Origin of the sequence: Idiomarina sp., assembly GCF_048260185.1 — a bacterium.
GTDB lineage: Bacteria > Pseudomonadota > Gammaproteobacteria > Enterobacterales > Alteromonadaceae > Idiomarina.
On record NZ_JBLXHB010000001.1, the window covers coordinates 739,803 to 762,695 of the forward strand.

27 protein-coding genes and 1 riboswitch are annotated in these 22,893 nt (G+C 47.9%); of the genes, 15 read left to right on the forward strand and 12 right to left on the reverse strand.

Annotation, left to right across the window (positions count from 1 at the left end; all coding sequences use genetic code 11):
- Window positions 1-47 precede the first annotated feature (47 nt).
- From ACN0RF_RS03630 to ftsB, 8 genes are read right to left on the reverse strand one after another with little or no spacing between them, the layout of a single operon-like run.
- Window positions 48-965 carry a peptidoglycan DD-metalloendopeptidase family protein gene (locus ACN0RF_RS03630; protein ID WP_417438088.1) on the reverse strand — a complete coding sequence of 306 codons (918 nt, stop codon included), beginning with the start codon at window positions 963-965 and terminating at the stop codon, window positions 48-50.
- Window positions 966-1,550 carry a YqaA family protein gene (locus tag ACN0RF_RS03635; protein WP_114981397.1) on the reverse strand — a complete coding sequence of 195 codons (585 nt, stop codon included), beginning with the start codon at window positions 1,548-1,550 and terminating at the stop codon, window positions 966-968.
- Window positions 1,547-2,188 (reverse strand): protein-L-isoaspartate(D-aspartate) O-methyltransferase, encoded by a 642-nt coding sequence (locus ACN0RF_RS03640; RefSeq protein WP_417438325.1) that lies wholly within the window; start codon window positions 2,186-2,188, stop codon window positions 1,547-1,549. The genes ACN0RF_RS03635 and ACN0RF_RS03640 overlap by 4 nt, the downstream gene beginning before the upstream one ends.
- Entirely contained in the window at window positions 2,188-2,940 is a 753-nt protein-coding gene (gene surE, locus ACN0RF_RS03645; RefSeq protein ID WP_417438089.1) for a 5'/3'-nucleotidase SurE, read from the reverse strand. The genes ACN0RF_RS03640 and surE overlap by 1 nt, the downstream gene beginning before the upstream one ends.
- On the reverse strand, window positions 2,937-3,989 hold the full coding sequence (truD, locus tag ACN0RF_RS03650; protein WP_417438090.1) for a tRNA pseudouridine(13) synthase TruD: 1,053 nt from the start codon (window positions 3,987-3,989) through the stop codon (window positions 2,937-2,939). Before truD ends, surE begins: the two co-directional genes overlap by 4 nt.
- A complete protein-coding gene (ispF, locus tag ACN0RF_RS03655; RefSeq protein ID WP_417438091.1) occupies window positions 3,989-4,468 on the reverse strand; it encodes a 2-C-methyl-D-erythritol 2,4-cyclodiphosphate synthase in 480 nt (159 codons plus the stop codon). Before ispF ends, truD begins: the two co-directional genes overlap by 1 nt.
- A gap of 15 nt (window positions 4,469-4,483) precedes the next feature.
- Window positions 4,484-5,245 (reverse strand): 2-C-methyl-D-erythritol 4-phosphate cytidylyltransferase, encoded by a 762-nt coding sequence (gene ispD / locus ACN0RF_RS03660; protein WP_417438092.1) that lies wholly within the window; start codon window positions 5,243-5,245, stop codon window positions 4,484-4,486.
- 18 nt (window positions 5,246-5,263) lie between these two features.
- Entirely contained in the window at window positions 5,264-5,545 is a 282-nt protein-coding gene (gene ftsB, locus ACN0RF_RS03665; RefSeq protein ID WP_011234005.1) for a cell division protein FtsB, read from the reverse strand.
- A gap of 92 nt (window positions 5,546-5,637) precedes the next feature.
- On the opposite strand from ftsB, the gene ACN0RF_RS03670 reads away from it, so the two are divergent.
- Both ACN0RF_RS03670 and ACN0RF_RS03675 read left to right on the forward strand, forming a co-directional pair.
- Complete coding sequence (locus ACN0RF_RS03670; protein WP_417438093.1) at window positions 5,638-6,360, forward strand: sulfite exporter TauE/SafE family protein; 723 nt, start codon at window positions 5,638-5,640, stop codon at window positions 6,358-6,360.
- Between the two features lie 40 nt (window positions 6,361-6,400).
- Window positions 6,401-8,890: an EAL domain-containing protein gene (locus ACN0RF_RS03675; protein ID WP_417438094.1), complete on the forward strand. Its 2,490-nt coding sequence runs from the start codon at window positions 6,401-6,403 to the stop codon at window positions 8,888-8,890.
- A 1-nt stretch (window position 8,891) separates the two neighbouring features.
- On the opposite strand, the gene ACN0RF_RS03680 is transcribed toward ACN0RF_RS03675, so the two are convergent.
- Window positions 8,892-9,158, reverse strand: coding sequence for a DksA/TraR family C4-type zinc finger protein (locus ACN0RF_RS03680; protein WP_317496746.1), 267 nt, complete (start codon window positions 9,156-9,158; stop codon window positions 8,892-8,894).
- 107 nt (window positions 9,159-9,265) lie between these two features.
- Here ACN0RF_RS03680 and ACN0RF_RS03685 point away from each other — a divergent pair, with 107 nt between their 5' ends.
- Both ACN0RF_RS03685 and ACN0RF_RS03690 read left to right on the forward strand, forming a co-directional pair.
- Window positions 9,266-9,568: a DUF2007 domain-containing protein gene (locus ACN0RF_RS03685; RefSeq protein ID WP_417438095.1), complete on the forward strand. Its 303-nt coding sequence runs from the start codon at window positions 9,266-9,268 to the stop codon at window positions 9,566-9,568.
- A gap of 31 nt (window positions 9,569-9,599) precedes the next feature.
- On the forward strand, window positions 9,600-10,022 hold the full coding sequence (locus ACN0RF_RS03690; RefSeq protein WP_417438096.1) for an MAPEG family protein: 423 nt from the start codon (window positions 9,600-9,602) through the stop codon (window positions 10,020-10,022).
- 21 nt (window positions 10,023-10,043) lie between these two features.
- On the opposite strand, the gene ACN0RF_RS03695 is transcribed toward ACN0RF_RS03690, so the two are convergent.
- Window positions 10,044-10,700 carry a Fe2+-dependent dioxygenase gene (locus tag ACN0RF_RS03695; RefSeq protein ID WP_417438097.1) on the reverse strand — a complete coding sequence of 219 codons (657 nt, stop codon included), beginning with the start codon at window positions 10,698-10,700 and terminating at the stop codon, window positions 10,044-10,046.
- A gap of 88 nt (window positions 10,701-10,788) precedes the next feature.
- Here ACN0RF_RS03695 and ACN0RF_RS03700 point away from each other — a divergent pair, with 88 nt between their 5' ends.
- From ACN0RF_RS03700 to thiH, 11 genes are all read left to right on the forward strand, one after another.
- A complete protein-coding gene (locus ACN0RF_RS03700) occupies window positions 10,789-11,583 on the forward strand; it encodes a hypothetical protein (protein ID WP_417438098.1) in 795 nt (264 codons plus the stop codon).
- 135 nt (window positions 11,584-11,718) lie between these two features.
- Window positions 11,719-12,111: a c-type cytochrome gene (locus ACN0RF_RS03705; protein WP_417438099.1), complete on the forward strand. Its 393-nt coding sequence runs from the start codon at window positions 11,719-11,721 to the stop codon at window positions 12,109-12,111.
- Between the two features lie 33 nt (window positions 12,112-12,144).
- Window positions 12,145-13,302, forward strand: a complete 1,158-nt coding sequence (locus tag ACN0RF_RS03710; protein WP_417438100.1) for a multicopper oxidase domain-containing protein — start codon at window positions 12,145-12,147, stop codon at window positions 13,300-13,302.
- A gap of 10 nt (window positions 13,303-13,312) precedes the next feature.
- Complete coding sequence (locus ACN0RF_RS03715; RefSeq protein ID WP_417438101.1) at window positions 13,313-14,065, forward strand: formylglycine-generating enzyme family protein; 753 nt, start codon at window positions 13,313-13,315, stop codon at window positions 14,063-14,065.
- Complete coding sequence (locus ACN0RF_RS03720) at window positions 14,058-14,702, forward strand: SCO family protein (protein WP_417438102.1); 645 nt, start codon at window positions 14,058-14,060, stop codon at window positions 14,700-14,702. The genes ACN0RF_RS03715 and ACN0RF_RS03720 overlap by 8 nt, the downstream gene beginning before the upstream one ends.
- A 40-nt stretch (window positions 14,703-14,742) precedes the next feature.
- Window positions 14,743-14,861: riboswitch (TPP riboswitch) on the forward strand.
- A gap of 83 nt (window positions 14,862-14,944) precedes the next feature.
- Entirely contained in the window at window positions 14,945-16,648 is a 1,704-nt protein-coding gene (gene thiC / locus ACN0RF_RS03725) for a phosphomethylpyrimidine synthase ThiC (RefSeq protein WP_342487555.1), read from the forward strand.
- Window positions 16,645-18,168, forward strand: coding sequence for a thiamine phosphate synthase (gene thiE / locus ACN0RF_RS03730; protein ID WP_417438103.1), 1,524 nt, complete (start codon window positions 16,645-16,647; stop codon window positions 18,166-18,168). Before thiC ends, thiE begins: the two co-directional genes overlap by 4 nt.
- Window positions 18,158-18,916 carry a HesA/MoeB/ThiF family protein gene (locus ACN0RF_RS03735; protein ID WP_417438104.1) on the forward strand — a complete coding sequence of 253 codons (759 nt, stop codon included), beginning with the start codon at window positions 18,158-18,160 and terminating at the stop codon, window positions 18,914-18,916. Before thiE ends, ACN0RF_RS03735 begins: the two co-directional genes overlap by 11 nt.
- Window positions 18,900-19,100 (forward strand): sulfur carrier protein ThiS, encoded by a 201-nt coding sequence (gene thiS, locus ACN0RF_RS03740; RefSeq protein ID WP_417438105.1) that lies wholly within the window; start codon window positions 18,900-18,902, stop codon window positions 19,098-19,100. Before ACN0RF_RS03735 ends, thiS begins: the two co-directional genes overlap by 17 nt.
- A 3-nt stretch (window positions 19,101-19,103) precedes the next feature.
- A complete protein-coding gene (locus ACN0RF_RS03745; protein ID WP_011234021.1) occupies window positions 19,104-19,874 on the forward strand; it encodes a thiazole synthase in 771 nt (256 codons plus the stop codon).
- Window positions 19,871-21,013, forward strand: coding sequence for a 2-iminoacetate synthase ThiH (gene thiH / locus ACN0RF_RS03750; RefSeq protein ID WP_417438106.1), 1,143 nt, complete (start codon window positions 19,871-19,873; stop codon window positions 21,011-21,013). The genes ACN0RF_RS03745 and thiH overlap by 4 nt, the downstream gene beginning before the upstream one ends.
- Here the strand turns inward: thiH and ACN0RF_RS03755 are convergent.
- Together ACN0RF_RS03755 and eno are read right to left on the reverse strand one after the other, a co-directional pair.
- Window positions 20,964-21,641 (reverse strand): hypothetical protein, encoded by a 678-nt coding sequence (locus tag ACN0RF_RS03755; protein WP_011234023.1) that lies wholly within the window; start codon window positions 21,639-21,641, stop codon window positions 20,964-20,966. The genes thiH and ACN0RF_RS03755 overlap by 50 nt on opposite strands.
- Window positions 21,595-22,887 (reverse strand): phosphopyruvate hydratase, encoded by a 1,293-nt coding sequence (gene eno / locus ACN0RF_RS03760; protein ID WP_153849041.1) that lies wholly within the window; start codon window positions 22,885-22,887, stop codon window positions 21,595-21,597. The genes ACN0RF_RS03755 and eno overlap by 47 nt, the downstream gene beginning before the upstream one ends.
- Window positions 22,888-22,893: the final 6 nt, after the last annotated feature.

A 22,893-nucleotide genomic window follows, 5' to 3' on the forward strand; every position in this document is an offset into this window, starting at 1 on the left:
ACAACACACGTCGACTTCCTTATCTTGTTATTATTATTCCCACATGACTAGCGAGATTTGGGTAAGTAATGCCTCGGATTAACCGACTTACCACGGAAACGAACTTCAAAATGCAATTTCACACTAGAACTACCGGAATCTCCCATACGTCCGATAGTCTCACCTACGTCCACCCATTCTTTTTCCTTCACCAGAATGTCTTCATTGTGGGCGTAGGCAGTAATAAAATCATCGTTATGTTTCAAAATGATTAAATTACCGAACCCGCGTAATGCGCTTCCAACATAAACCACTTTTCCAGCCGCCGCGGCGTTAACTGAATCACCCCGGCTACCGGCAAAATCTATCCCTTTATTGCCTTGTTCACGCAACGAGAAGTCAGCTATTATTTTGCCCGATGACGGCCAACGCCAGACAATATTGTCATTGCTGGGTTGCGCCACTTCAGGCCGTTTAATTCGCTGTATCGGTTGGCTCTTGCTACCCTTATCGGTTTGTTTTGCAACCGTTTTTCTCGTGCTCGTTTTTTGACCATACCTTTTCTGTTTGTTATTAGCAACGGGCGTTTTTATATTATTTTGTGCGTTATCAGAGGCTTTTTTATTCTGTTTAGCACTAGCTGTTCGCTGTGCCTTTCTGGCTGTGGTGGCGCCCCGTTGCGGTTCGCTCTCGAGACTCAATTTTTGCCCCGGATAAATAGTGTAAGGTTTTTGTAAATTATTGATTTGAGCAATATCCTGAACATCCAGGTTAGCTCGAAACGCAATTGAATAGAGCGTTTCTCCGGGCTGAACTTCATATTCTTTGTCGTTTATAGAATTGGCTTCAAAATCGCGGTAAGTTTTTCCGGTATAGAGTTCTTCGACGGGTGCAGGTGCCGACCGGCCACTGCAAGCCTGCAGCAGAATGATGGCAAAAACCAATAATACAGATTGCCTAATTGCCCCGGACGATACCAACATCATTTATACCAACTGCGCTATTACGTACCCAATAATAACCAGTATTACCAGTGTCCAGCCAATGCGGTCAACATATTCACGAAGTTTTACGCCCATTTCCGGACCACCAGTACGCAACAACCAGGCCACCAGATAAAAGCGCATGCCGCGACTGATAGCCGATGCAATAACAAAAGGAAAAAACGCTATCTGCATAACCCCGGCAGTTACCGTAAATAATTTATAAGGAATAGGAGAAAAACCTGCAATAAACACTATCCAAACGCCCCAGTCCGAAAACCAGCCCTGAACAGTAAGCAGCTTCGACTCGTAGCCAAGTGCCTCAACCGCCGGCAAAACTAATGATTCATAGGCCCAGTAGCCCAGAAAGTACCCTAAAATTCCGCCGGCTACTGAGGTAACTGTTGTCAAAAACGCTAATCGCCACGCTCTTTTAGGCTGAGTCATTGCCATTGGCGCCAGCATAACATCGGGGGGAATAGGAAATATCACCGACTCTGCAAAACTCAACAGGCCAAGAATAATGTCTGCTCTGGGATGCTGAGTCCAGGATAAAACTTTATCGTACAGTGCGGAGAACAGCTTCAAACGACATCTCCCTTAACTAAAGGTACGAAACGCACATCACCAATACGCTGTTGCTCCAGCGAGTCGCCAAAGCGACGCATAACTACGAGGCTCTGCGACTGGTTCTGCTCGCCAACCGGAATAATCATCACGCCGCCGTCGGCAAGCTGCTCGACTAAATCCTGAGGTATGTCGCTGGCAGCTGCAGTAACAATAATACCGTCAAACGGCCCTTTGCTGCGCCAGCCTTTCCAGCCATCACCATGGCGCATAGCAACATTATGTAAGTCCAACTGCCGCATACGTCGCTTGGCCTGATACTGTAAAGTAGCAATACGCTCAACACTGAAAACCTTATCAACCAGTTGCGCCAGAACCGCCGTCTGATAACCTGATCCGGTACCTATCTCCAGCACATTTTTACAATGATGCTGCATTAATAACTGCGTCATTGTTGCCACCATTAACGGCTGCGAGATGGTCTGCCCATTACCAATGGGCAACGCCGTATTTTCATAGGCTTTGTGAGCTAATGACTCGGGCATAAACAGATGTCTGGGGGTTTCAGATATCACCCGCAACACCTCTTTGTTGGTAATGCCGAGATCCTCTAATTGTTGAATCAGTCGCTTAACCCGCGACTGTCCATTGCTAATCATCATTTTTGTTGTTCTAACCAGTCTGTCAGTGTATCGGTGTGACGTTGCGCCGTCATATCCAGGCTTAAAGGTGTAATGGAGACATAACCTTCATGAATCGCGGTAAAGTCGGTATTGGGTTCGTCACTTGCATGATGCCCAATGGGTCCATACCAAAAGATTTCGCTGCCAAAAGGGTCCCGGTCGTGAACCATAGTCTCTGCGCGATGCCGACGTCCCAATTTAGTCACCCGGGTACCTTTTAACTTATCGTAGGTCGTGTAAGGCACATTGATATTCAGTACCGTATCAAGCCGCAGCGGATCGTTTTCCATATTAGCGATAATTTCTGCCACGACCCGCCCGGCGGTATCATAGTAGTCGTGTCCACGCCCCCCCATCGATACTGCAATGGCAGGCAGCCCCATAAAACGCCCTTCCATCGCGGCCGCCACCGTGCCCGAGTACAATACATCGTCACCCATATTGGGGCTGTCATTAATACCGGATACGACTAAATCCACGTCTTCAGCCATCGGCGAGTTCGTACCTAAATGAACACAGTCTGTGGGCGTACCATTAACAGAATAGAAACCATTATCCAGCCGACGCACCCGCAAAGGATTATGTAAGGTTAACGAATTACTGGCACCACTGCAGTTACGGTCCGGAGCTATCACTCTTACGTCCGCCACTTCTTTTAAAGCCTGGTATAAGGCGAGAATTCCCGGAGCGTGTACGCCGTCATCATTACTCAATAAAATTTTCATCATCTGGATTCACCACTTAAGTCCACAATTTCATTTAATACGGTTGTTGCATAAGCGCCGGACGGAAGCGTAAAGCGAAGCTCTGCGTCCTTACCCTGCCAACTAATTTCTGGATTTTCTACGTGCAACAGAATAGCCCGGCGAGTCGCTTCTACGCGCAGTTTTTTGAGCGCCTGTAACCAACTATCGAACGGTTGTAATAAGCTTTGCTCAAAGGCGTCGGCTTCCCCCTTCACTAAGGGTTTATTTGTGCTTCCTGCTAGAGGTGCCGTTAAGTAAATATTGTTATTTGCCAGCCGCTGTTTAAGTTCGTCGTCCCATTGCGCTACGGTAAAAACCGACTGCGAGCCTTCCAGCATTACACAATCACCTGTCAGAGTGCCGTCTATACCAAACTGACGTATTCGCTCAGCCACTATCTCGTTAAATAAATAGCTGCGCAGTGCAGACAAATAAAGGCTTCTCTTGCTGCGGCTGATACGCGGGGGGCGGCTCGCCATAAGCCAGCGCTCAGCTTGTGCAACGTTATCTCCGCTGCGGCCAAAGCGCTGTTCGCCAAAATAATTTATTACGCCCAGCTCACTCACACCTTGCCAGAGGTTTTCCAGCGCCTCCCGGGAGCTGACATTAGCTAACCGAATAACGAAGCGGTTCGCGCGGTGAAACCCCGTCTTTAACTTTTTAGTTCTGCGTATCACTCGCTCAATCGACATTTCTTCGTCGTTTAACTCATCCCAGTTAAGCGTTTCTTTGCCGGGCAGCTGAATAGAAAACCATTGCCAGGTCACTGCCTGACGATCTTTTAACCCGGAATAACTGACATTTCTTTCTGATACTCCGGCAAAACGGGCAATTTTTTCCGCACAAAAGTTTGTATTAGCTCCGGTTTTTCTAACCCAAAGCCACTGGTGCTCACCTTCACCGTCATCAGCAACATCAAGCTGCTCAATAACCTGAAAATCTTCAGGTGTCTGTTTAAATTCGGCCTGCGGTCTGTCACCTTTATGTAAACGCGGTAAATCAGCCAAAGACACTTGTGAGGGTGCCAACATTAAAATGACTCCATCAGAACCACGGCATGACAAGCAATACCTTCTTCACGCCCCACAAAGCCTAACTTTTCTGTCGTTGTCGCTTTGACATTCACATTGTCGATGCAGGTTTTTAAACACTGGGCAATGCTGGCCCGCATATCGTCAATATGAGGGGCCATTTTCGGAGCCTGAGCGACAACAGTTACGTCAATGTTACCCGTCTTAAACTCTTTTTCCTGACATAGACTTACGGCATGACTCAGCAATTCGGCACTATCAGCCCCGGCGTAGCGTTCATCGGTATCCGGAAAGTGCTGACCAATATCACCCAAAGCTAAAGCGCCTAATAACGCGTCGGTGACAGCGTGCAGAACAACATCGCCGTCGGAATGTGCGACAAGTCCCTGGTGATGCTCAATTTCAACACCGCCTAAAATTAAAGGCTTATCTGAGCCCCAGCGATGAACGTCATAACCATGACCGACACGGATTTTCATGAACGACTGTCCTTTTTAATTTTTATGATCATTATTGTTCGCTAATAACCAGTCACGAACACATTCAAAATCTTCCGGGTGAGTCACTTTTAAGTTGCGGATAGACCCGGGAATAAGCGCTGGCTGAAAACCACACCACTGCATAGCCGAAGCTTCATCAGTTAACTGAGGGTTTAATGCCCCCATGTGCTCAATAGCCTGCTGTAAACGCTCTGCATTAAAAACTTGTGGTGTCTGAGCCTGCCACAAGGCCTCTCGATCAACACTGGATTCTACATGGGTAACACCGGTTTCATCATTGACAGAGATAACAGCACGTTTTAGGGAATCTCTTACCGGAATAGCAAGAATTGCGCCTTGAGGGTCAGTTAAGCCGGTATTAATGACCGCTGCTAATGCCGTTTTCGGTAAGCAGGGGCGTGCCGCATCATGCACCAGAACATGGGTAGCCCCTTGAGAAACGACAACCTTGACTCCGGCCAATACGGATTCGGCACGGCTATTGCCGCCTTGCACAAAATGAACCTTTGTTGGCAGGCTCTTTTTAAGCTCAATAAGGTATTCAGCATTAGGGTCAGAAACCGCAACGAAAACCTGTTCAACCCGCGCATCGTTCAATACGGCTTCAATGCTGTACTCCAGCAAAGTCCGGTTAGCGACCGTGAGAAACTGCTTGGGGATGTTAGCCTGCATCCGGCTTCCGTTGCCAGCCGCAGGAATTACAGCCATTAACGAATCAGTCTGACTGTTTGCGTGGCTTTCTGACTCACTCTTCATCTCGCTCACCCGCTCAGGCTATGGATTACGATCAGGTACAAGACGGAAGAAAACTTCATCCTTTTTTACCATCCCTAGTTCGTTACGGGCACGCTCTTCCAGCGCATCTTCCCCTTCGCGCAAATCTTCGATATCTGCGTAAATGAGTTGATTACGTCTTTCCAGGTTTTCATTCGTGTTTTTCTGATTGCTGACTTCTTGCTGCAACCGCCAATAATCCGGTAGGCTATTTTTGCCAAACCATAGACGGTATTGTAACGCAAGGAACAAGGCCAACAACACGACCAGAGTCACCCGCATGCTCAGCTCCGTTGTTTTTCCTGTTATCATTATGAAGACTATTGGCGTGACTGAAAAGCCGTTTTCAGCATTATAAGACAAAAGAGGTTCATTTGGAGTATTTCGCTGCCGCAATAGTATTTTTCTTCGCAGCTTTGGTTCAGGGGATAAGCGGTTTTGGCTCCGGTTTATTAGCCGTCCCAATTCTGGCGCTGTGGTTCCCTATTAGCGTACTTACGCCCGCACTGTCTGTTATTAATATCGTAATAGGCGGCTGGATCTATTGGAAAAACAGGGAGGCAGCCCGCCCGTCTCAGTGGAGGTGGCTAATTTTGTCAGGTGTCATTGCCTCTCTGGTATCGGGATCTTTGCTGTTAGCCGTAAACGAACAGTTTATAAAACTGCTTCTTGGTTTTGTCATACTGGCTGTTGCGCTCGCTTTAGCCAGCGGTAAACAGTTGCCTACGGCTGAGCATGCGCCCGGACATATTGCGGTGGGTACAGGCTCTGGTTTACTCAACGGCTTAATGACATTAGGCGGGCCGCCTATTGTTTTATTTCTGGCCAATGCTCGTATTCCCAAGCAGCAATTTCGCGCGACGCTCAGTCTGTTTTTCTGCTGCATTGCCATGGCAAACGTCGCGAATTTCTCGCGCCAGTCAATTTACACAGAGTCCCATCTTTATCTGGTACTCACCTTATTGCCCTGCGCGCTTATTGGCGCCAGCGTCGGGCAAAGACTTCAGCAGCATGTATCAGAGCAACGCTTTAGACAATTTACACTGGTACTAATGATACTTTCGGGGCTCAGTGTCGTATTGCAAAGTATTAAATAGTTTTAGTACTCCAGCCAACGGCTCTGGTAAAATTAAATTTATGCTTGAAACCCTATACGCATTTTTCGATTTGGGTCAATTTTCCCAGTCCCCTATAAATGGCTCCCATAATCCGGGGTTAGTCGTGCTTTCCTATTGTGTTGCACTGCTTGCCTCTTATACCGCAATACTCACACTGGAACGTGTACAAATATATCAGGCTAAGGTGGCTCGCTACAGTTGGTTAATTGTCAGCGCCGTCATCTCTGGTATTGGTGTCTGGAGTATGCATTTTATTGGCATGCTGGCTTTTGAGCTTCACCTGCCCATGAGTCATGGCGTATTATTAACTCTTATTTCGGTTACTCCGGCCATTATCGGTAGCTTTATTGCAATGAAGATTCAGGTGTCCTTGTCGTCGGTTAGCGCGACTCTCATAGCAGGCACCGTTTTAGGCGCAGGTATCGGTCTGATGCACTATACCGGAATGGCAGCAATGGAAATGCCAGCCCACCTTCGTTATGACCCACTCTGGTTTGTACTTTCGGTAGTTGTTGCCGTATCGCTGGGCATAATTGCTTTACTGGCATACCGCCATTATAAAGAGTCGGAAAGAACCAGCTGGTTCAGGCGCAGAAGCGCACAAACTGTTGTTGCCGCCATTATTGCTCTGGCTATCTCAGGTATGCACTATACCGCCATGATAGCAGCCAATTTTTACCCCACCCGTGAACCCGACGCGGTATTCACCGACCATGGTAACTGGCTGGCTTACGTTGTTGGAATTGGCTCCTGCTTAACCGCTCTCATGGCCATTATAGCGACGCAGATAGACAGACGCTTGCAGCAACAGCAAAAATTAGCCCAAATGTCGGCAGAGCAACTTTATGAAGTTATTAGCGCCATAGATGACGGCTTGCTGCTATTCGACGAACATAACCGTGTTTTGTTAGCGAATCAGGCATTTACGCGACTTACCGGAGATGACCTGGAACGAATAAAAGGCAGTAAACTCAATATTGAAGACTATATTGAGCATGCCGATAAATTACTGGAGAATATTAAGAGCTCACTAGCCCGCAGAGTTGCCTGGCAAGGTAAGGTTAACGTAAGAAAACGTTCTGGTAAGACTTTCCCTGTTCGCTTAAGTATTTCAGAAGTGCGCTATAACCAACAAAAAGAGCGACATTTTGTCGCAACGGCCACAGACATTAGTGCAGAAGTTGAGTCCAGTGAGCGCATCCGTTATCTGGCTTACAACGATGCGTTAACCGGGTTAGCAAACCGCCGCTCTTTGTTGGATCATTTACAGGATAGGCTCGCAACTTATAACGAAGACGGACAAAACGGTGCGTTAATTCTCTGCGATATCGATAAATTTAAAATATTAAATAACACCCTGGGCTCCGATATGGGGGATTTGCTGCTAAAACGCGTGGCAGAAAGGCTGCAAAGTTCGACGAAAGCCAACTCATTCCTGGCGCGTTTGAGCGCGAACGAATTCGCCGTTGTGCTCACCGGCCTTGAGCGCGGTAATTCAGTCAATATAAAACAGCAATTGCTGACCCGAATTTATCAATTGTTGGATCAACTACAGCAGCCCTATCAGCTAAACAGCTACACGCACCTTTGCTCCTTTAGCGCAGGCGCTTCTTTGTTTGACGACAGCGAGTCGAATGCTGAAACTTTAATGACACAGTCAGGCCTTGCGTTATCCCACTCAAAACGCAAAGGCTCAGGAGAAGTCTCACTGTTTCGTCAGGAGTTTGCCGATGCGGTCAGCAAACGAGTCAAATTGGAAGAGCAATTGCGTAATGCAATAAAACAGAACGAATTCGAACTTTACCTGCAACCTCAGGTAAATGTTAAATCAAAACCTACCGGAGCTGAGGCACTTATCCGCTGGAAACAAAATGGTGGCCGTTTTGTTTCTCCTGCTGACTTCATTCCTTTAGCCGAAGAAACCGGCTTAATTGTTCCTTTAGGATACTGGATTACCGAGCGCGCCTGTCAAATTCTCCAGCAATGGCAGCAGAGCCCGGAAAAAGCAAAGATGCAACTGTCGATTAACGTCAGTGCCAAACAGTTTCAGCAACCCGAGTTTGTCGAGCAGGTTCAACTTCTGGTAGAGAAGTACGACATCCAACCTCACAGATTAAAGCTGGAACTCACAGAGAGCTTACTGATGGATGACATTTCCAGCGTCACCAATAAAATAAAGCAATTAAAGCGCCTTGGTATTGAGTTCGCTCTGGACGATTTTGGTACAGGTTACTCGTCGCTTTCTTATCTTATGCAAATTCCTTTCGACACCCTGAAAATTGACGTGTCGTTCGTACGCAATATGCTGGATAGTAAGGAAAAAGCCCAAATTGTTTATACTATTATCCAGTTAGGAGAAAGCCTAAAACTGAACATTGTCGCTGAGGGAGTCGAAACCGAAGAACAATTTAATTATCTGGCGCGACTAAATTGCGATACCTTTCAAGGCTACCTGTTCAGTAAACCCGTACCTGAGTCTGAATTTATGGCAGATAAGACAGCCCCATAGCTTAACGTAGCTGGCTGTCTTTACTTCCCCGCCGATTAAAGCCCGCTTTGCTTGAGTCCTGTTTGTCGAGTTCCGCCTGGCATTCCACACACAAACGAACACCCGGAATCGCTTTGCGCCGGGCTTCCGGAATAGGCTCGCCACACTCTTCGCAAAACTCCAGACTTTCCCCGCCGGTAAGTTTGCTGCGTACGCGTTTTACTTCATCTTCGGTACTGGCATCAATTTGTTCCTGTACGGCACCATCGTGCGACCAGCCACCCGCCATATACAACTCCTTAGAAAAATGGAGAACACAAACAGACGCTGAGTCTGATACATTAACTATAACGTAAAAATACATTGCTATTCAGGTTTTACCTATAAGAAACGCCTATGAAACTTATTTATACCCATGAAAACAAACTATTAGTGGAAAACGCCCGTAACCTATTGCAAATGGAAGGCATTGAAACGGTTATGAAAAATGAATTTTCCAGTGGTGCCGCCGGTGATCTAGCACCAATGGATACCTGGCCGGAACTCTGGCTTGTTGAAGATACTCAATTCGCTGTCGCAAAAACACTGATTGAAAAGATGGAAGAACAAGCGAACGGCTCGGACTGGCGTTGCAATAATTGTCAGGAAATTAACGGAGCCGCTTTTGAAGTCTGCTGGAGTTGTGGAAGCCCGGCTTAACCAAATCATAGAGAACAAAAGGAGAGATAAAATGAACGGAAGTGAAACTTATACAATGGCTTATTGGGGCGTACTTATTGCACTGGTGATTTTGTTGGTTCAATGGGTTATTGCCAGCGGTCAAAAAGCGAAACAACCCGGCGCCGTTCCGGGCAAAATCGACGACTCACTGAGTCATTCATCTTTTGTGTTTCGTGCTCACCGCACCCTGATGAATTCGTTAGAAAACTATCCGCTGATGCTGGGCACAGTATTTCTTGCCTTTTTCATCGGTGCCAGCGCTTTCTGGACGGGGCTTTTTATCTGGATTTTCGCTATTGCCCGCTTAATTCATATGGTGCTTTACTACGCTATAGCGACAGAGAAAAACCCCAGCCCCCGTAGTTATTTCTTTATGATTGGTTTGGCAGCCAATGTTGCGTTATTGGTCTTGTGCGGCATGACTCTCATCTAAATACACTGCTAAATGGGCTGATCATACATCAGCCCATTCTCTTAACAGGTTATGAAACACCTTGGTCAGGCGATCAAAGTTTTCAGACTTACCGTTTGCATCAAATTCAGCTTTCAACGATTGCTCTATATCAAAGAGTAGCTCCCGGTAATTCGGCTGTTTAACCAAGCTTTGCACCCAGCCTATCATTGCCAGCCGGGAACCTTTAGTCACCGGATTAACCCGATGTAGGTAATGGCTTGGATACATGAGAATATCTCCCTGGCCCAGTCGCCAGCTCCGTTCGCCACTGGCGTCCTCTATAACCAGCTCGCCGCCCTCAAAATCCGATAAGGGTGACAAACCCAGCGTAAAAGAAATATCGGTTCTTACCCCGTTCATCAAGGAATCATCCATGTGGGTACCATAGTACTCTCCCTGCTGATATCGGTTTACCGTCACCCGCGCCACCTGCTTTGGCCGCATAACCGATTGCACCAGAGCGTTTTGCTGAAGCCTGTCCAGCAGCACTTGTGTAGCTGCCTCAGACTTTTTACCCGACAGTTGCTGGTTATTTTTTACATCCTTCGCTGCCCAGCCTGCGGTTTTCTTACCATCACTAAACTGCCCGACATCAAGGCCTGCAACAATACTCTTTATCGTATCTGTATCTACGGCATTGCTAATTTGTAATATCATTATTCCACACTTCTAACTTGCGAATAGTTATCATTTCTGCAAATATACATGAGTTAACTCTCTCAAAAAAGCATACTAAGGTCTTTATATGTTTGAAAAGAAAAAAGTTTGGCTTGGCGTTGGCAGTGTTCTGGCCACCACCGTAGCAGCATCACAGGTAACAGCAGCGCCACTGACGCAGCCGGGCGCAGCACCTTCTATGTTCATGGCTGCCCCTATGGCAGAAGGCGAAATGGCCGCCCCTGAAATTGATTTAAACACCAATGACACGGCTTTTCTGGCTCAGCTCGGTTTTATCCGCGGCCATTTATGGGTGGGAATGAAACTGTACGAGCAAGGCCACATTAAAATGGCTAAAACTCATATGAAACACCCGGGTGACGAGCTCTATAGCGGCCTTACTGAAGCCTTCGAAGCACGCGGCTTACCCGGATTTGCCGAACCGTTAAATACCCTGGCGGAAAGTGTCATTAATGATAAAGATGAAGACACGGTCATGAGCAACTACAAGGCTCTGCTGGACTCTATCAGTACTAATGAGCCTATTGCTGACATGTCAGCTAAAGACGTCATACTGAGTGTTTCATCAATGCTAATGGTAGCCGCCGACGAATACGCTATTGGTATTCAAAATGGCGAAGTCGCTAACGTGCACGAATATCAGGACGCCATGGGCTTTAAAGAAATTGCGCTTGAACGCTTAAACCGCATTAATGATAAAGAAGCAAGCAAAGCTGAAGAAGCCATTAGCGAAACCCGCAAGGTCATCAGTAATCTTGAAAACCTCTGGCCTACTACTACTCCAGAAGGCGAATTCGAAGGTGATCCGAGTAAAATTTACGGTGCTGCCTCTCGTATTGAATTAGAAGCACGTAGTATTTAATACCCACCAACCTGCATTAGGCTTACTTCTTTTACACATAAAGGAGTAGGCCTGAGTTACCCCTTCATTTCACTCGTAAAAGCTCATTAAAGCAGTATTCTAAAGGCATCTTAAGTCAATTACGAAGGTGTCGTTATGAGCATTCAATCTCTTTGCAAAGTATCACTTATTGCCGTGTCTCTCGCGGGTTTATTCATAAGCCAGGCAGCCGATGCTAGCGAAGGCGAAAACGTATACAAAAAATATTGTCAGGCATGTCACCAACCAAATGGTAAGGGCATGCAAGGTGTATTTCCACCACTGGCCGGAAATACAAACATCAAGAATAACCCCGACTACATAGCTAAGACAATTATCAATGGTAAGTCCGGCGCTATCACCGTTAATGGAACTAACTACAACGGCGCTATGCCGCCCATGGGTTATCTGAAAGACGCCGATATCTCGACCTTAGTTAACTACATCAATACCGAGCTTGCAGATGGCGGTGAAACTATCACAGCCGAAGCCGTTGCCAGTTTGCGTTAAACCTATTTGTTATCAGTTAAAGGAAAAATCATTATGAAAACTCTAAGTTTATCAATTATCAGTGCATCTCTTCTGGCCGCTATGGCGTCTGCATCAGCTCCGCTTAATGCGGAAGAACTCAGCCTTAAGCACGACAGCGAATATGTCATTGACGGTAAAATCTTTGGCTTACCAGAAGCTAAAGTGTACCGTGAAGACTACAGTGGCCCGGCGGTTGTTGGCGACTACCTTACTCAGGTTCCAAATATCGCCGAGCTCGACTATGAAGGTAACAAAACCCACGATGTACGCATGGATGTGTTCTCTCAGAAAATAGAAGTTGCTCCGGGAGTAACCTATTCGGCCTGGACATTCGGTGGCTCAGTACCCGGTCCCGTATTACACGTACGTGAAGGCGACCGTGTTATCTTCAAAATGAAAAACCGCTCTGACGAAGAAGTGACTATCACTAAACCGGTCAAAAATGGTTCGCCATTTTTCCAGCAAGTACAAGCCAATGGTTATCAGAACAACCAGCCTGTCGTTAACCCAATGCCGCATTCTATGGACTTCCATAGCGGTACCGTCGCTGCTGAAGACAAATGGCGTACCATTTCTCCGGGTGAAACTATTGAGTTCGAATGGATAGCCAACTACGCGGGTACTTATATGTATCACTGTGGTACTTCCAGCGTACTCATGCACACAGCTATGGGCCAATACGGCGCCGTTGTGGTATCTCCTAAAGATGGCTACCCAACTGACAAAGACGTTGATAAAGAATTCGTTTTGGTTCAGTCAGAGCATTATCTGGAAGAAGCATCAGAAGGTAACTACATCTATAACCACGGTGCAGCTTTAGACCGCCAGCCAAGTCATGTGACTTTTAACGGACATGTTGCAGCACTTAGCGACAACCCGTTGCGTGCGAACGAAGGTGACCGTGTGCGCTTACATGTGTTAAACGCAGGTCCATCAGGCACTTCCAGCTTCCATGTTATTGGTGCGATTTTCGACCGCGTCTGGTACGAAGGTGACCCGCGTAACGAGTGGTATGGCATGCAAACCGTGCTGCTGGGTGCCAGTAACAGCGCAACCATTGAATTTATTGTTCCGGAAGAAGGCATCTATAAGTTGGTCGATCACGAATTTGCTGACGCAGAGCGTGGCGCAGCCGGCGCATTAATTGCCGGTTCGCGTAAAGAGAAATAAGGGGAAACTTATGGTTAAGTGGCTTGGAGTTGCAGGTGTTCTCTTATCACCGTTAGTGCTCGCCGATCCAGTTCTGATCAATGGTGGTACGTTTAAACCACCGGTATTACTGGATAAAGAGCGGCTCAGCATAGAAATGGAAAGTTTCATGCTGGACTCAACCCCTGTCACTAACCAGGAGTTTCTGGAATTTGTCATTGAACAACCTCAGTGGCAGCGAGACAACATCGCTGCCCTATTCCATGACGGAAATTACCTGAAGCATTGGGATGATAATACTGAATTTGCTAAAGGCAAAGAAAACGAGCCAGTCACTTATGTGTCCTGGTTTGCCGCACGCGAATACTGCTCCGCACAAGGTGGGCGTTTGCCTGGTCTTAACGAGTGGGAGTATGCGTCGGTCAAATATCGGCAACAACAGAACATCAGCGATGATGATTATGCCCGTAACCTGTTTGCCTGGTACAGCCAGCCCCACAGTGCGGAGCAACAAACCGTCGACCCAGATGCTGACCAATTGATGCACATGCACGACCGTGTCAACGAGTGGGTGGATGACTATCAATTATTACTCACTAACGGCGATGACGTTGATTTGCTCTCCGGTTCTTGTGGCGACGGAGCACGCTTTATGTCGAGTTTTAGTAACGCCAATTACGCCACATTTTTCCGTTATCAGTCACGCAGTGATTATGCCCCGCAAAGTGCCACCAGCACTATGGGTTTTCGTTGCGCATACGACCTGGAGAACGACCATGAATAAATTGCTAAAATTGACCGCCCTGGCCTCTTTTATCTTTGCTGTCCAGTCTTTTGCGCAGGATCATTCGCATCACGATATACACAAGAATCAGACAGCTAACGACCACAGTAATCATACGGCAATGAACGCAGCAGAGGTTTCTCACTCCGAGTCGGTATACCATGTGGATGCTATCTGGAAAACACATAAGAATAGCGAACTAAAACTTTCAGAACTTGAAGGTCATCCCGTTATCCTTTCCATGATTTATGGCAGTTGCACTACCGCCTGCCCGGTATTGGTCCATGATGTAAAACGCTTATACAGCAAGCTGGACGACGATACTAAACAGCAAGTTAAACTCGTTATGGTGAGTTTTGACACCGATCGCGATACACCCGAGGCACTCGCTGACTATGTTAAGCAGTATCAACTTAACAACAACAATTGGCTGTTTCTGAACGGTTCCGAGCAGGATATCAGAACCTTAGCTACAGTACTTGGTGTGAGGTATCGACAGCGTCCCGATGGTGATTTTGATCACAGCAATTTGATCACTATTCTCGATAAACAAGGGCTTATTGTTGAACGCATAGAAGGCTTAAGCCAGCCAATGAAGAAGCCAGCTAAAGTTGTCGCTAAACTGGTTAACGATTAACAGCGGTTGCATTCGCTCTAAGATTTTGTTCCACTAAAAAGGAATCTTGTCGGAGTGCCGGTAGCTTTCTTAATGAAGCTACCGGCTGAGACCGCAATTGCGGGATCCGTTGAACCTGATCAGGCTAATACCTGCGAAGGGAACAAGAGAGCATCAGCATGACACAACCGTCGTTTCTGCGCTGGTGTTCCTTTCAACACTCCTGACAAGCATCTCTAACATCAACAAAATGAGAGAATGCTATGTCAACTGCACCATCGAATAACCGTTTAAACCGCCAACAGGCTGAATCCTTTTTATCATCGCTATCCGGGCATTATTACCCTAATTCCAGCCGTGAATTTCTGTCTGGCAACAACGATATCCAGGTACCCTTTCGCCGCATTCATTTAAGCGAAACTTTGCACCAGCCCACGCCGGGCGTAAAGTTGCCACCGAACGAACCAGTGGATGTCTATGATACCTCCAGCGTTTACGGTGACCCGGACGCTAAAATTGACGTTAAAGCGGGTTTGAAAAAGGTTCGTGAGAGCTGGATTCAGGATCGCCATAGCGAGAACCAGCAATATAATCACAGCATTACGCAGTTAGCTTACGCAAGACGCGGCGTGATCACCCCTGAGATGGAGTTTATTGCACTGCGTGAGAATATGGGTCGGGAGCACCTGGATAACCCCATAACGCCAGAATTTGTACGCGATGAAGTTGCCAGTGGGCGCGCAATTATCCCCGTTAATACCCACCATCCCGAATCTGAACCGATGATTATTGGCCGCAACTTTTTAGTAAAAGTGAACGCCAACATTGGTAATTCTTCGGTCAGTTCGTCCATTGAAGAAGAAGTTGAAAAGCTGGTATGGGCGACTCGCTGGGGTGCTGATACCGTAATGGACTTATCTACCGGCCGTAATATTCACCAAACCCGGGAATGGATCTTACGCAACAGTCCAGTGCCTATTGGTACTGTGCCTATTTATCAGGCTTTAGAACGGGTCAATGGCGTTGCTGAGGATCTGAGCTGGCCAGTATTTAAAGACGTACTGCTGGAACAGGCTGAGCAAGGTGTGGACTACTTCACGATTCACGCGGGCGTGCTGCACGACTTCATTAAACTGACTGCAAAACGAGTTACCGGCATTGTCTCCCGTGGCGGTTCGATTATGGCTAAATGGTGCATGGCGCACCAGCAAGAAAGCTTTCTTTACCAACACTTCCGCGATATCTGCAAAATTTGTGCGAAATATGATGTGTCGCTGTCTTTAGGTGACGGCCTGCGCCCCGGTTCCATAGCCGACGCTAACGACGAAGCTCAATTTGCTGAACTGAGAGTACTCGGCGAGTTGACTCAAATTGCCTGGGAATACGATGTACAGGTGATGATAGAAGGCCCCGGCCATGTGCCCATGCATAAAATTCAGGAAAACATGGATGAGCAGTTAAAACACTGTCACGGCGCGCCGTTCTATACCTTAGGGCCGCTAACCACTGATATAGCCCCCGGTTACGACCATATTACTTCAGGTATTGGTGCTGCCATGATTGGCGCCTTTGGCTGCGCCATGCTTTGCTATGTTACTCCGAAGGAACACTTAGGCTTGCCCAACAAAGAAGACGTAAAACAGGGGATGATTGCCTACAAGATAGCTGCTCATGCCGCCGATTTAGCCAAAGGTCACCCGGGTGCTCAGGCGCGGGATGACGCTATGTCAAAAGCCCGCTTTGAGTTTCGCTGGGAGGATCAGTTTAACCTGGCATTGGATCCTGTAACTGCCCGCAGCTATCACGACGAAACTCTGCCGCAGGATTCGAACAAAATCGCGCAGTTTTGCTCCATGTGCGGTCCTAAGTTCTGCTCCATGAAAATTTCTCACGAGGTGCGTCAGTATAATCCTGACACCCGCATTGATGTAAAAGTGAAAGATGCGGCGACCGAAGGAGCAGAATGATGTCGGTACCTGTCGTATGGACCATCGCAGGTTCTGATAGCGGCGGTGGCGCAGGCATTCAGGCAGACTTGAACACCTTCCGTAGTCTGAACGTGCATGGCTGCAGTGTCATAACCACAATTACCGCCCAAAACTCTGTTGCAACCACCGGGTTATTCCCGTTAGCTGCTGACGCCATTCGTCAGCAGTTGGAATGCCTGCAACAGGACATGCCGCCTGCTGCGATAAAAATTGGGTTGCTTAGTAATGTGCAACAGCTTCAGTGTGTGGCTGACTTTTTAAAGCAGTGGCCTGATACCCTTCCCCGACCTTCCGTGGTCTGGGATCCGGTGGTTGTCAGCACTCAACAGGATCGTCTGTCAGAGCTCAAGCCTCAACATTGCGCGGAGTTATTCCCACTGGTTGATATTATGACACCGAATTTGGAGGAGCTAAGTTGGCTAAGTGGCGTGAATATTACTGATGAAGACTCAATGTGCCGCGCCGCCGAAAAACTCTTTCATACTGGGCTAACTCAGATCCTTATCACTGGTACTGACTTTGGTAATGCAGGGAAAATATCTGATCATTACCTAAATCCCGAAAAGCATATTCAATACATTCAGCAGAAGTTGAAAACAAAACACAGCCACGGAACAGGCTGCACCTTATCTTCTTCTATTGCGTCGGTATTAGCGCATGATTATCCACTTGAGGATGCCATTACGGTAGCTAATGCCTATGTGCATAACGGCTTGATTAAAGCTAAAGGTATAGGTCGCGGACCCGGTCCGGTTGCTCATACACACTGGCCACAGCTAATTGATCATTTTCCAAAGATTAAAACGCCGGAGTTGCCCTGCGTTGATCTCCAGTTTCCCGGGCTAGACAAGGAACCCGGATTGTATCCGGTAGTAGATTCTTATGAGTGGATAGAAAAGCTCTTAAAACTGGGCATTAAGACACTGCAACTGCGTATTAAAGACCCAGATGCTCCTCAGTTGGAAACCGCTATTAAAAAAAGCATTCAGCTGGCAGAGCAATATTCAGCGCAATTGTTTATTAATGACCACTGGCAACTGGCTATTAAGCACAACGCTTATGGCGTGCATTTAGGTCAGGAAGACTTAACCGAGGCCAACCTTAACACCATTCAGCAAGCAGGGTTGCGGTTGGGTATTTCCACTCACAGCTACACCGAGTTATTAATTGCTCAAGCGTATAAGCCCTCATACATAGCTCTGGGTCATATCTTTCCAACTCAGACCAAGGCTATGTCGTCTAAACCCCAAGGTCTGGAGCGACTACGCCGCTATGTCGCATTATTAGCGCCAACGAACATACCGACAGTCGCTATTGGGGGTATTTCTTTAAAGCGCGTAGCTGCCGTAAAAGCTACCGGAATTAACGGCATAGCGGTTGTTAGCGCTATTACTGCTACGAGCGACGTCGAGCAGGCTGTTCGTCAGTTACTGACTGCAATGGAAGCTGAAGTTAAAGCCGAAGTTAAGGAAGAAAGCGAGGTTTCCCATGCTAAGTAACGAGCAACTTCTACGCTACAGCAGCAACATTCTGATGAAAGAAATTGGCGAAACCGGACAACAGCGTTTGCTCAAAAGCCATGTTTTAATTATTGGTTTGGGCGGCCTTGGTTGTCCTGCCAGCCAATATTTAGCGTCATCGGGCGTTGGGCAAATCACACTGGTCGACCATGACACCATCAGCCTCAGTAACTTACAGCGGCAAACACTCTATTCCAGCGACGATATTGGTTTGTCCAAGGCGCGGCAAGCTGGTCATTCTTTGTCGCAGTTAAACCCGGACATCCGTATAACCGCTCTTGAAGAGCAAGCCTGTGAAGACAACCTGAAAGCGCTCGTCGAGCAAGCCGATTTAGTCCTCGACTGCACCGACAATCGTGAGACCCGGTACCTTATCAATCAAAGCTGCTACCGACTGAACACCCCGCTCATTTCTGCTGCGGCGCGCGGCTTTAACGGGCAACTCATTGCGCTTAACCCGGAGCATTCCCACGGCTGTTATCAGTGTCTATATCCTGACGATGTTAACGAACCACTGAACTGCAGTAACTCGGGTATAGCCGCTCCTGTTGTGGGCATTATGGGATCCAGTCAGGCGCTACTGGCAATTAATTATTTTACCGGACATAAGCTTGTCTGGGGTTACCTGCAAACCTTCAATGGCTTATCGCAAAACTGGCAACAACTCTATTTACCCCGGGCCGCTTCATGCCCTGTATGCGGAGGTCAAAATGCACATTCAAATTAATGACAAAGATTATGAGATTACTGAGGAAAGCAATTTATCGCAGCTACTGTCTGCTCAGAACGTCGATACCTCGGCCGTTGCCGTCGCCTTAAACGGACAGATTATACACCGCGAGCAATGGCAACAGACTGAGCTTAAAGACAACGATACCATTACACTTGTTCAAGCCGTGGCCGGAGGTTAAACCATGCTGAGAATAGCCGATCGAGATTTTCATTCCCGTTTATTCATAGGCTCTGGCAAATACAGTAGCGCGGATATTATGCAGAAGTCCCTTGCGGCTTCCGGTAGCGAGTTAGTAACGCTGGCATTAAAGCGCGTTGAACTTGAGCGCCCCACTGACGACATTGTCACGCCTATACAAAACTTAGGTTTACAGCTTTTGCCAAATACCTCTGGTGCCAAAACTGCACAAGACGCTATTTTTGCTGCACGCCTTGCCCGTGAAGCTTTAGGTACCCATTGGCTTAAACTGGAAATACACCCCGACCCCAACTATTTGCTGCCGGACCCGATAGAAACCCTAAAAGCCGCTGAAACTTTGGTAAAAGAAGGCTTTACCGTACTGCCCTACTGCGGTGCTGATCCCGTATTGTGTAAACGCTTAGAGGAAGTTGGCTGTGCGGCAGTTATGCCGTTAGGCGCTCCCATAGGCTCAAACCAGGGCCTGCTTACTCGAGACTTCCTACGGATTATTATCGAGCAGGCATCGCTACCCGTCATTGTCGATGCGGGCATTGGCGCGCCAAGCCACGCTGTTGAAGCTATGGAAATGGGCGCAGACGCTGTGCTGGTGAATACCGCCATAGCCACTGCAAACGACCCCGTCGCTATGTCAAAAACCTTTCGCGATGCGGTTATTGTTGGGCGTCAGGCCTTTGAAGCAGGCTTAAGTCAAAACGCTTCGCTAAAAGCGTCCGCATCCAGCCCGTTAACGGAGTTTCTGGAGTCGCTATGAGCTTTTATACTACCTGGGAGCAGACCAGCTGGGATGATACCCGCCTGCAGCTTTACAGTAAAAACGCGGCTGACGTTGAAACCGCTTTAAGCAAAAAACATCTGAATACGGGCGATTTTATGGCGTTACTGTCGCCGGCGGCGGAGTCCTATCTGCCCCTTATGGCAGAGCGCTCACAACAACTGACCCGGCAACGCTTTGGTAACACACTGCACTTGTTTATTCCGCTGTATTTATCGAATCTGTGTGCTAACGATTGCAGCTACTGCGGCTTTTCCATGAGTAACCGCTTAAAGCGCAAAACCTTGTCACCAACTGAAATCGAGCAGGAATGTCAGGCCATAAAAGCCAAAGGTTTTGACACCCTGCTGATAGTGACTGGCGAGCATGAAACCAAGGTAGGTATTGATTATTTTCGTCACGCGCTACCTATTATCAAACGCTATTTCAGCTATGTCATGTTTGAGGTGCAGCCATTGGCTACCCATGAATACGCTGAATTACGCACGCTGGGTCTGGACGCCGTTATGGTGTATCAGGAAACTTATCAGGCCGCTACCTATGCTAAGCATCACTTAAAAGGCAAAAAACGCGATTTCCGCTGGCGGCTTGAAACGCCCGACCGCCTGGGCGAATGCGGTATCGATAAAATTGGCCTGGGCTCGCTGATTGGACTGGAGGACTGGCGTATCGACAGCACCTTTACCGCCATGCATCTGGATTATTTACGGCGACGCTACTGGCGCAGTCGTTATTCGCTGTCGTTTCCCCGGCTACGGCCCTGTGCCGGTGGTGTCGATAACGCAAGGACAATTTCTGATAAACAACTGGTTCAGTTAATTTGCGCCTATCGGTTGCGGTTCCCCGATGTAGAACTCAGCCTTTCCACGCGCGAACAGCAGGCGCTTCGTGATGGATTGTTCCGGTTAGGTGTGACCTCGGTCAGTGCCGAATCGAAAACTCAGCCCGGCGGTTACGCCAACGAGCAACAAGAGCTGGAACAGTTTTCCATAGATGACGACAGGCCAGTAAGTGAAGTGGCGCAGGCAATAAAAGCGAAAGGATTACAACCGGTATGGCAGGACTGGCTTAACGAGCTATCCGCAATGCCACCTGAAACTTTTTCCAGTCCAGAGTAGCCACCAGTAACAACTCACGCAGCGTTAAGGTGCGTGGGTTAACGCGCCCTTTATGATTCCACTGATGTCCACAGCTGGCTGCGGTCATAACGCGCTTATTAGGCTTGAGTAAGGTATCCTGACTATGTTCACCCTGCCCGGTAAAATCAAACCAGCCACGGTAATTCAGATGCAGACGCTTTTTATCAGGATCCACACGGTCGATGCTGTCGAGCATTATGGTCGTAAATTCAGGAGTTTGATAACGAACAGGAACCACCAGACCCAAAGCTGCATGTTTAGCAAACCATTGGCTCTGCCCTTCGGCAGATATACCGGCTGAAGGAGATTTTGTTGGCTGAGGAGCCTGCCAGCTGGCGTTCTGAACATCCAACTTTAACGGCGAATACTGCACTGCATTGAGGCAACCATGAGCGGCGTGACGAATATAGTGCGGGAGACTGGCTAAACGACGTTGCAGAGCCGCAACAGGCATATCATTAACCTGTGCCAGTTGCGGTAATTCACGTTCATACAGCGCTGAGCACAGCTCGGCAAAATCGCCCTGCTGTGCCAGCGGCTGAAATATGTCCGCCTGTTGATTAGCCAGCGTTGACTTCCTGTCGTCCGCGGTAAGGCGCTTGGCCATTCAAATCGCCCTCTATACGCAATAATTGGTTGTACTTAGCAACCCGGTCAGAGCGACACAGCGAGCCGGTTTTAATTTGACCCGCTGCGGTGCCTACTGCCAAATCGGCAATAGTGGCGTCTTCGGTTTCACCCGAACGGTGAGAAATAACCGCCGAGTAACCTGCTTCACGCGCCATCGCAATGGCTGCTAAGGTTTCTGTCAGGCTACCAATCTGATTAAACTTAATCAAAATTGAATTGGCAATCGACTTGTCGATACCTTCTTTGAGAATACGCGTATTGGTTACAAACAGGTCATCACCGACCAGCTGAACTTTGCTGCCCAGTTTTTCGGTTAAGACTTTCCAGCCGTCCCAGTCGCTTTCATCCAGGCCATCCTCAATAGAAATAATAGGATAACGGTCACACAGCTCTGCCAGATAATCAGCAAACTCTTCGGCGGTAAAGGACTTACCTTCGCCAGACAATTCGTATTTACCGTCACGGTAGAATTCAGATGCAGCGCAATCCAAAGCCAGGGTAATGTCGCTGCCCATTTTATAGCCCGCGTTTTCAACCGCTTCGACAATCACCTGCAAGGCTTCTTCGTTAGACGCCAGGTTGGGCGCAAAGCCGCCCTCGTCACCAACCGCTGTGCTTAAACCGCGCTTCTGCAGAACCTTTTTCAGAGCATGGAACACTTCAGCGCCCATACGCAGGCCTTCTTTGAAGCTTTCAGCGCCAACCGGCTGGATCATGAACTCCTGAATATCCACGTTATTATCTGCATGTTCACCACCGTTTAAGATGTTCATCATTGGCAGTGGCATGCTGTATTTACCGCTGGTGTTATTCAGGTTGGCAATATGTTCGTAAAGCTCAATGCCTTTACTCAAAGCCGCTGCTTTCGCCACCGCCAGAGACACAGCTAAAATAGCGTTAGCACCTAGCTTTTCTTTATTATCGGTACCGTCCAGCTTCAACATAATGTTGTCGACAGCTTCCTGGTTAATCGCATCAATACCGCTTAAGGCTTCAGCAATAGCACCGTTAATATTGGCGACTGCCGTTTCAACACCCTTACCTAAGTAACGAGAAGTGTCGCCGTCACGTAACTCCAGAGCTTCACGTGAACCGGTTGATGCACCACTTGGTGCTGCCGCACGGCCCATGTGGCCAGATTCTAAATAAACGTCGGCTTCAACCGTCGGGTTACCACGGGAGTCCATAATTTCACGACCAACAACTTTAACAATCTTACTCATACTTAA

What these genes read in the sequence shown, in the direction of transcription:
- ACN0RF_RS03630 (WP_417438088.1), bottom strand. Translation starts at nt 965, where the DNA reads ATGATGTTGGTATCGTCCGGGGCAATTAGGCAATCTGTATTATTGGTT.
- ACN0RF_RS03640 (WP_417438325.1), bottom strand. Translation starts at nt 2,188, where the DNA reads ATGATTAGCAATGGACAGTCGCGGGTTAAGCGACTGATTCAACAATTA.
- surE (WP_417438089.1), bottom strand. Translation starts at nt 2,940, where the DNA reads ATGATGAAAATTTTATTGAGTAATGATGACGGCGTACACGCTCCGGGA.
- truD (WP_417438090.1), bottom strand. Translation starts at nt 3,989, where the DNA reads ATGTTGGCACCCTCACAAGTGTCTTTGGCTGATTTACCGCGTTTACAT.
- ispF (WP_417438091.1), bottom strand. Translation starts at nt 4,468, where the DNA reads ATGAAAATCCGTGTCGGTCATGGTTATGACGTTCATCGCTGGGGCTCA.
- ispD (WP_417438092.1), bottom strand. Translation starts at nt 5,245, where the DNA reads ATGAAGAGTGAGTCAGAAAGCCACGCAAACAGTCAGACTGATTCGTTA.
- ftsB (WP_011234005.1), bottom strand. Translation starts at nt 5,545, where the DNA reads ATGCGGGTGACTCTGGTCGTGTTGTTGGCCTTGTTCCTTGCGTTACAA.
- ACN0RF_RS03675 (WP_417438094.1), top strand. Translation starts at nt 6,401, where the DNA reads ATGCTTGAAACCCTATACGCATTTTTCGATTTGGGTCAATTTTCCCAG.
- ACN0RF_RS03680 (WP_317496746.1), bottom strand. Translation starts at nt 9,158, where the DNA reads ATGGCGGGTGGCTGGTCGCACGATGGTGCCGTACAGGAACAAATTGAT.
- ACN0RF_RS03685 (WP_417438095.1), top strand. Translation starts at nt 9,266, where the DNA reads ATGAAACTTATTTATACCCATGAAAACAAACTATTAGTGGAAAACGCC.
- ACN0RF_RS03690 (WP_417438096.1), top strand. Translation starts at nt 9,600, where the DNA reads ATGAACGGAAGTGAAACTTATACAATGGCTTATTGGGGCGTACTTATT.
- ACN0RF_RS03695 (WP_417438097.1), bottom strand. Translation starts at nt 10,700, where the DNA reads ATGATATTACAAATTAGCAATGCCGTAGATACAGATACGATAAAGAGT.
- ACN0RF_RS03700 (WP_417438098.1), top strand. Translation starts at nt 10,789, where the DNA reads ATGTTTGAAAAGAAAAAAGTTTGGCTTGGCGTTGGCAGTGTTCTGGCC.
- ACN0RF_RS03705 (WP_417438099.1), top strand. Translation starts at nt 11,719, where the DNA reads ATGAGCATTCAATCTCTTTGCAAAGTATCACTTATTGCCGTGTCTCTC.
- ACN0RF_RS03710 (WP_417438100.1), top strand. Translation starts at nt 12,145, where the DNA reads ATGAAAACTCTAAGTTTATCAATTATCAGTGCATCTCTTCTGGCCGCT.
- ACN0RF_RS03715 (WP_417438101.1), top strand. Translation starts at nt 13,313, where the DNA reads ATGGTTAAGTGGCTTGGAGTTGCAGGTGTTCTCTTATCACCGTTAGTG.
- ACN0RF_RS03720 (WP_417438102.1), top strand. Translation starts at nt 14,058, where the DNA reads ATGAATAAATTGCTAAAATTGACCGCCCTGGCCTCTTTTATCTTTGCT.
- thiC (WP_342487555.1), top strand. Translation starts at nt 14,945, where the DNA reads ATGTCAACTGCACCATCGAATAACCGTTTAAACCGCCAACAGGCTGAA.
- thiE (WP_417438103.1), top strand. Translation starts at nt 16,645, where the DNA reads ATGATGTCGGTACCTGTCGTATGGACCATCGCAGGTTCTGATAGCGGC.
- ACN0RF_RS03735 (WP_417438104.1), top strand. Translation starts at nt 18,158, where the DNA reads ATGCTAAGTAACGAGCAACTTCTACGCTACAGCAGCAACATTCTGATG.
- thiS (WP_417438105.1), top strand. Translation starts at nt 18,900, where the DNA reads ATGCACATTCAAATTAATGACAAAGATTATGAGATTACTGAGGAAAGC.
- ACN0RF_RS03745 (WP_011234021.1), top strand. Translation starts at nt 19,104, where the DNA reads ATGCTGAGAATAGCCGATCGAGATTTTCATTCCCGTTTATTCATAGGC.
- thiH (WP_417438106.1), top strand. Translation starts at nt 19,871, where the DNA reads ATGAGCTTTTATACTACCTGGGAGCAGACCAGCTGGGATGATACCCGC.
- ACN0RF_RS03755 (WP_011234023.1), bottom strand. Translation starts at nt 21,641, where the DNA reads ATGGCCAAGCGCCTTACCGCGGACGACAGGAAGTCAACGCTGGCTAAT.
- eno (WP_153849041.1), bottom strand. Translation starts at nt 22,887, where the DNA reads ATGAGTAAGATTGTTAAAGTTGTTGGTCGTGAAATTATGGACTCCCGT.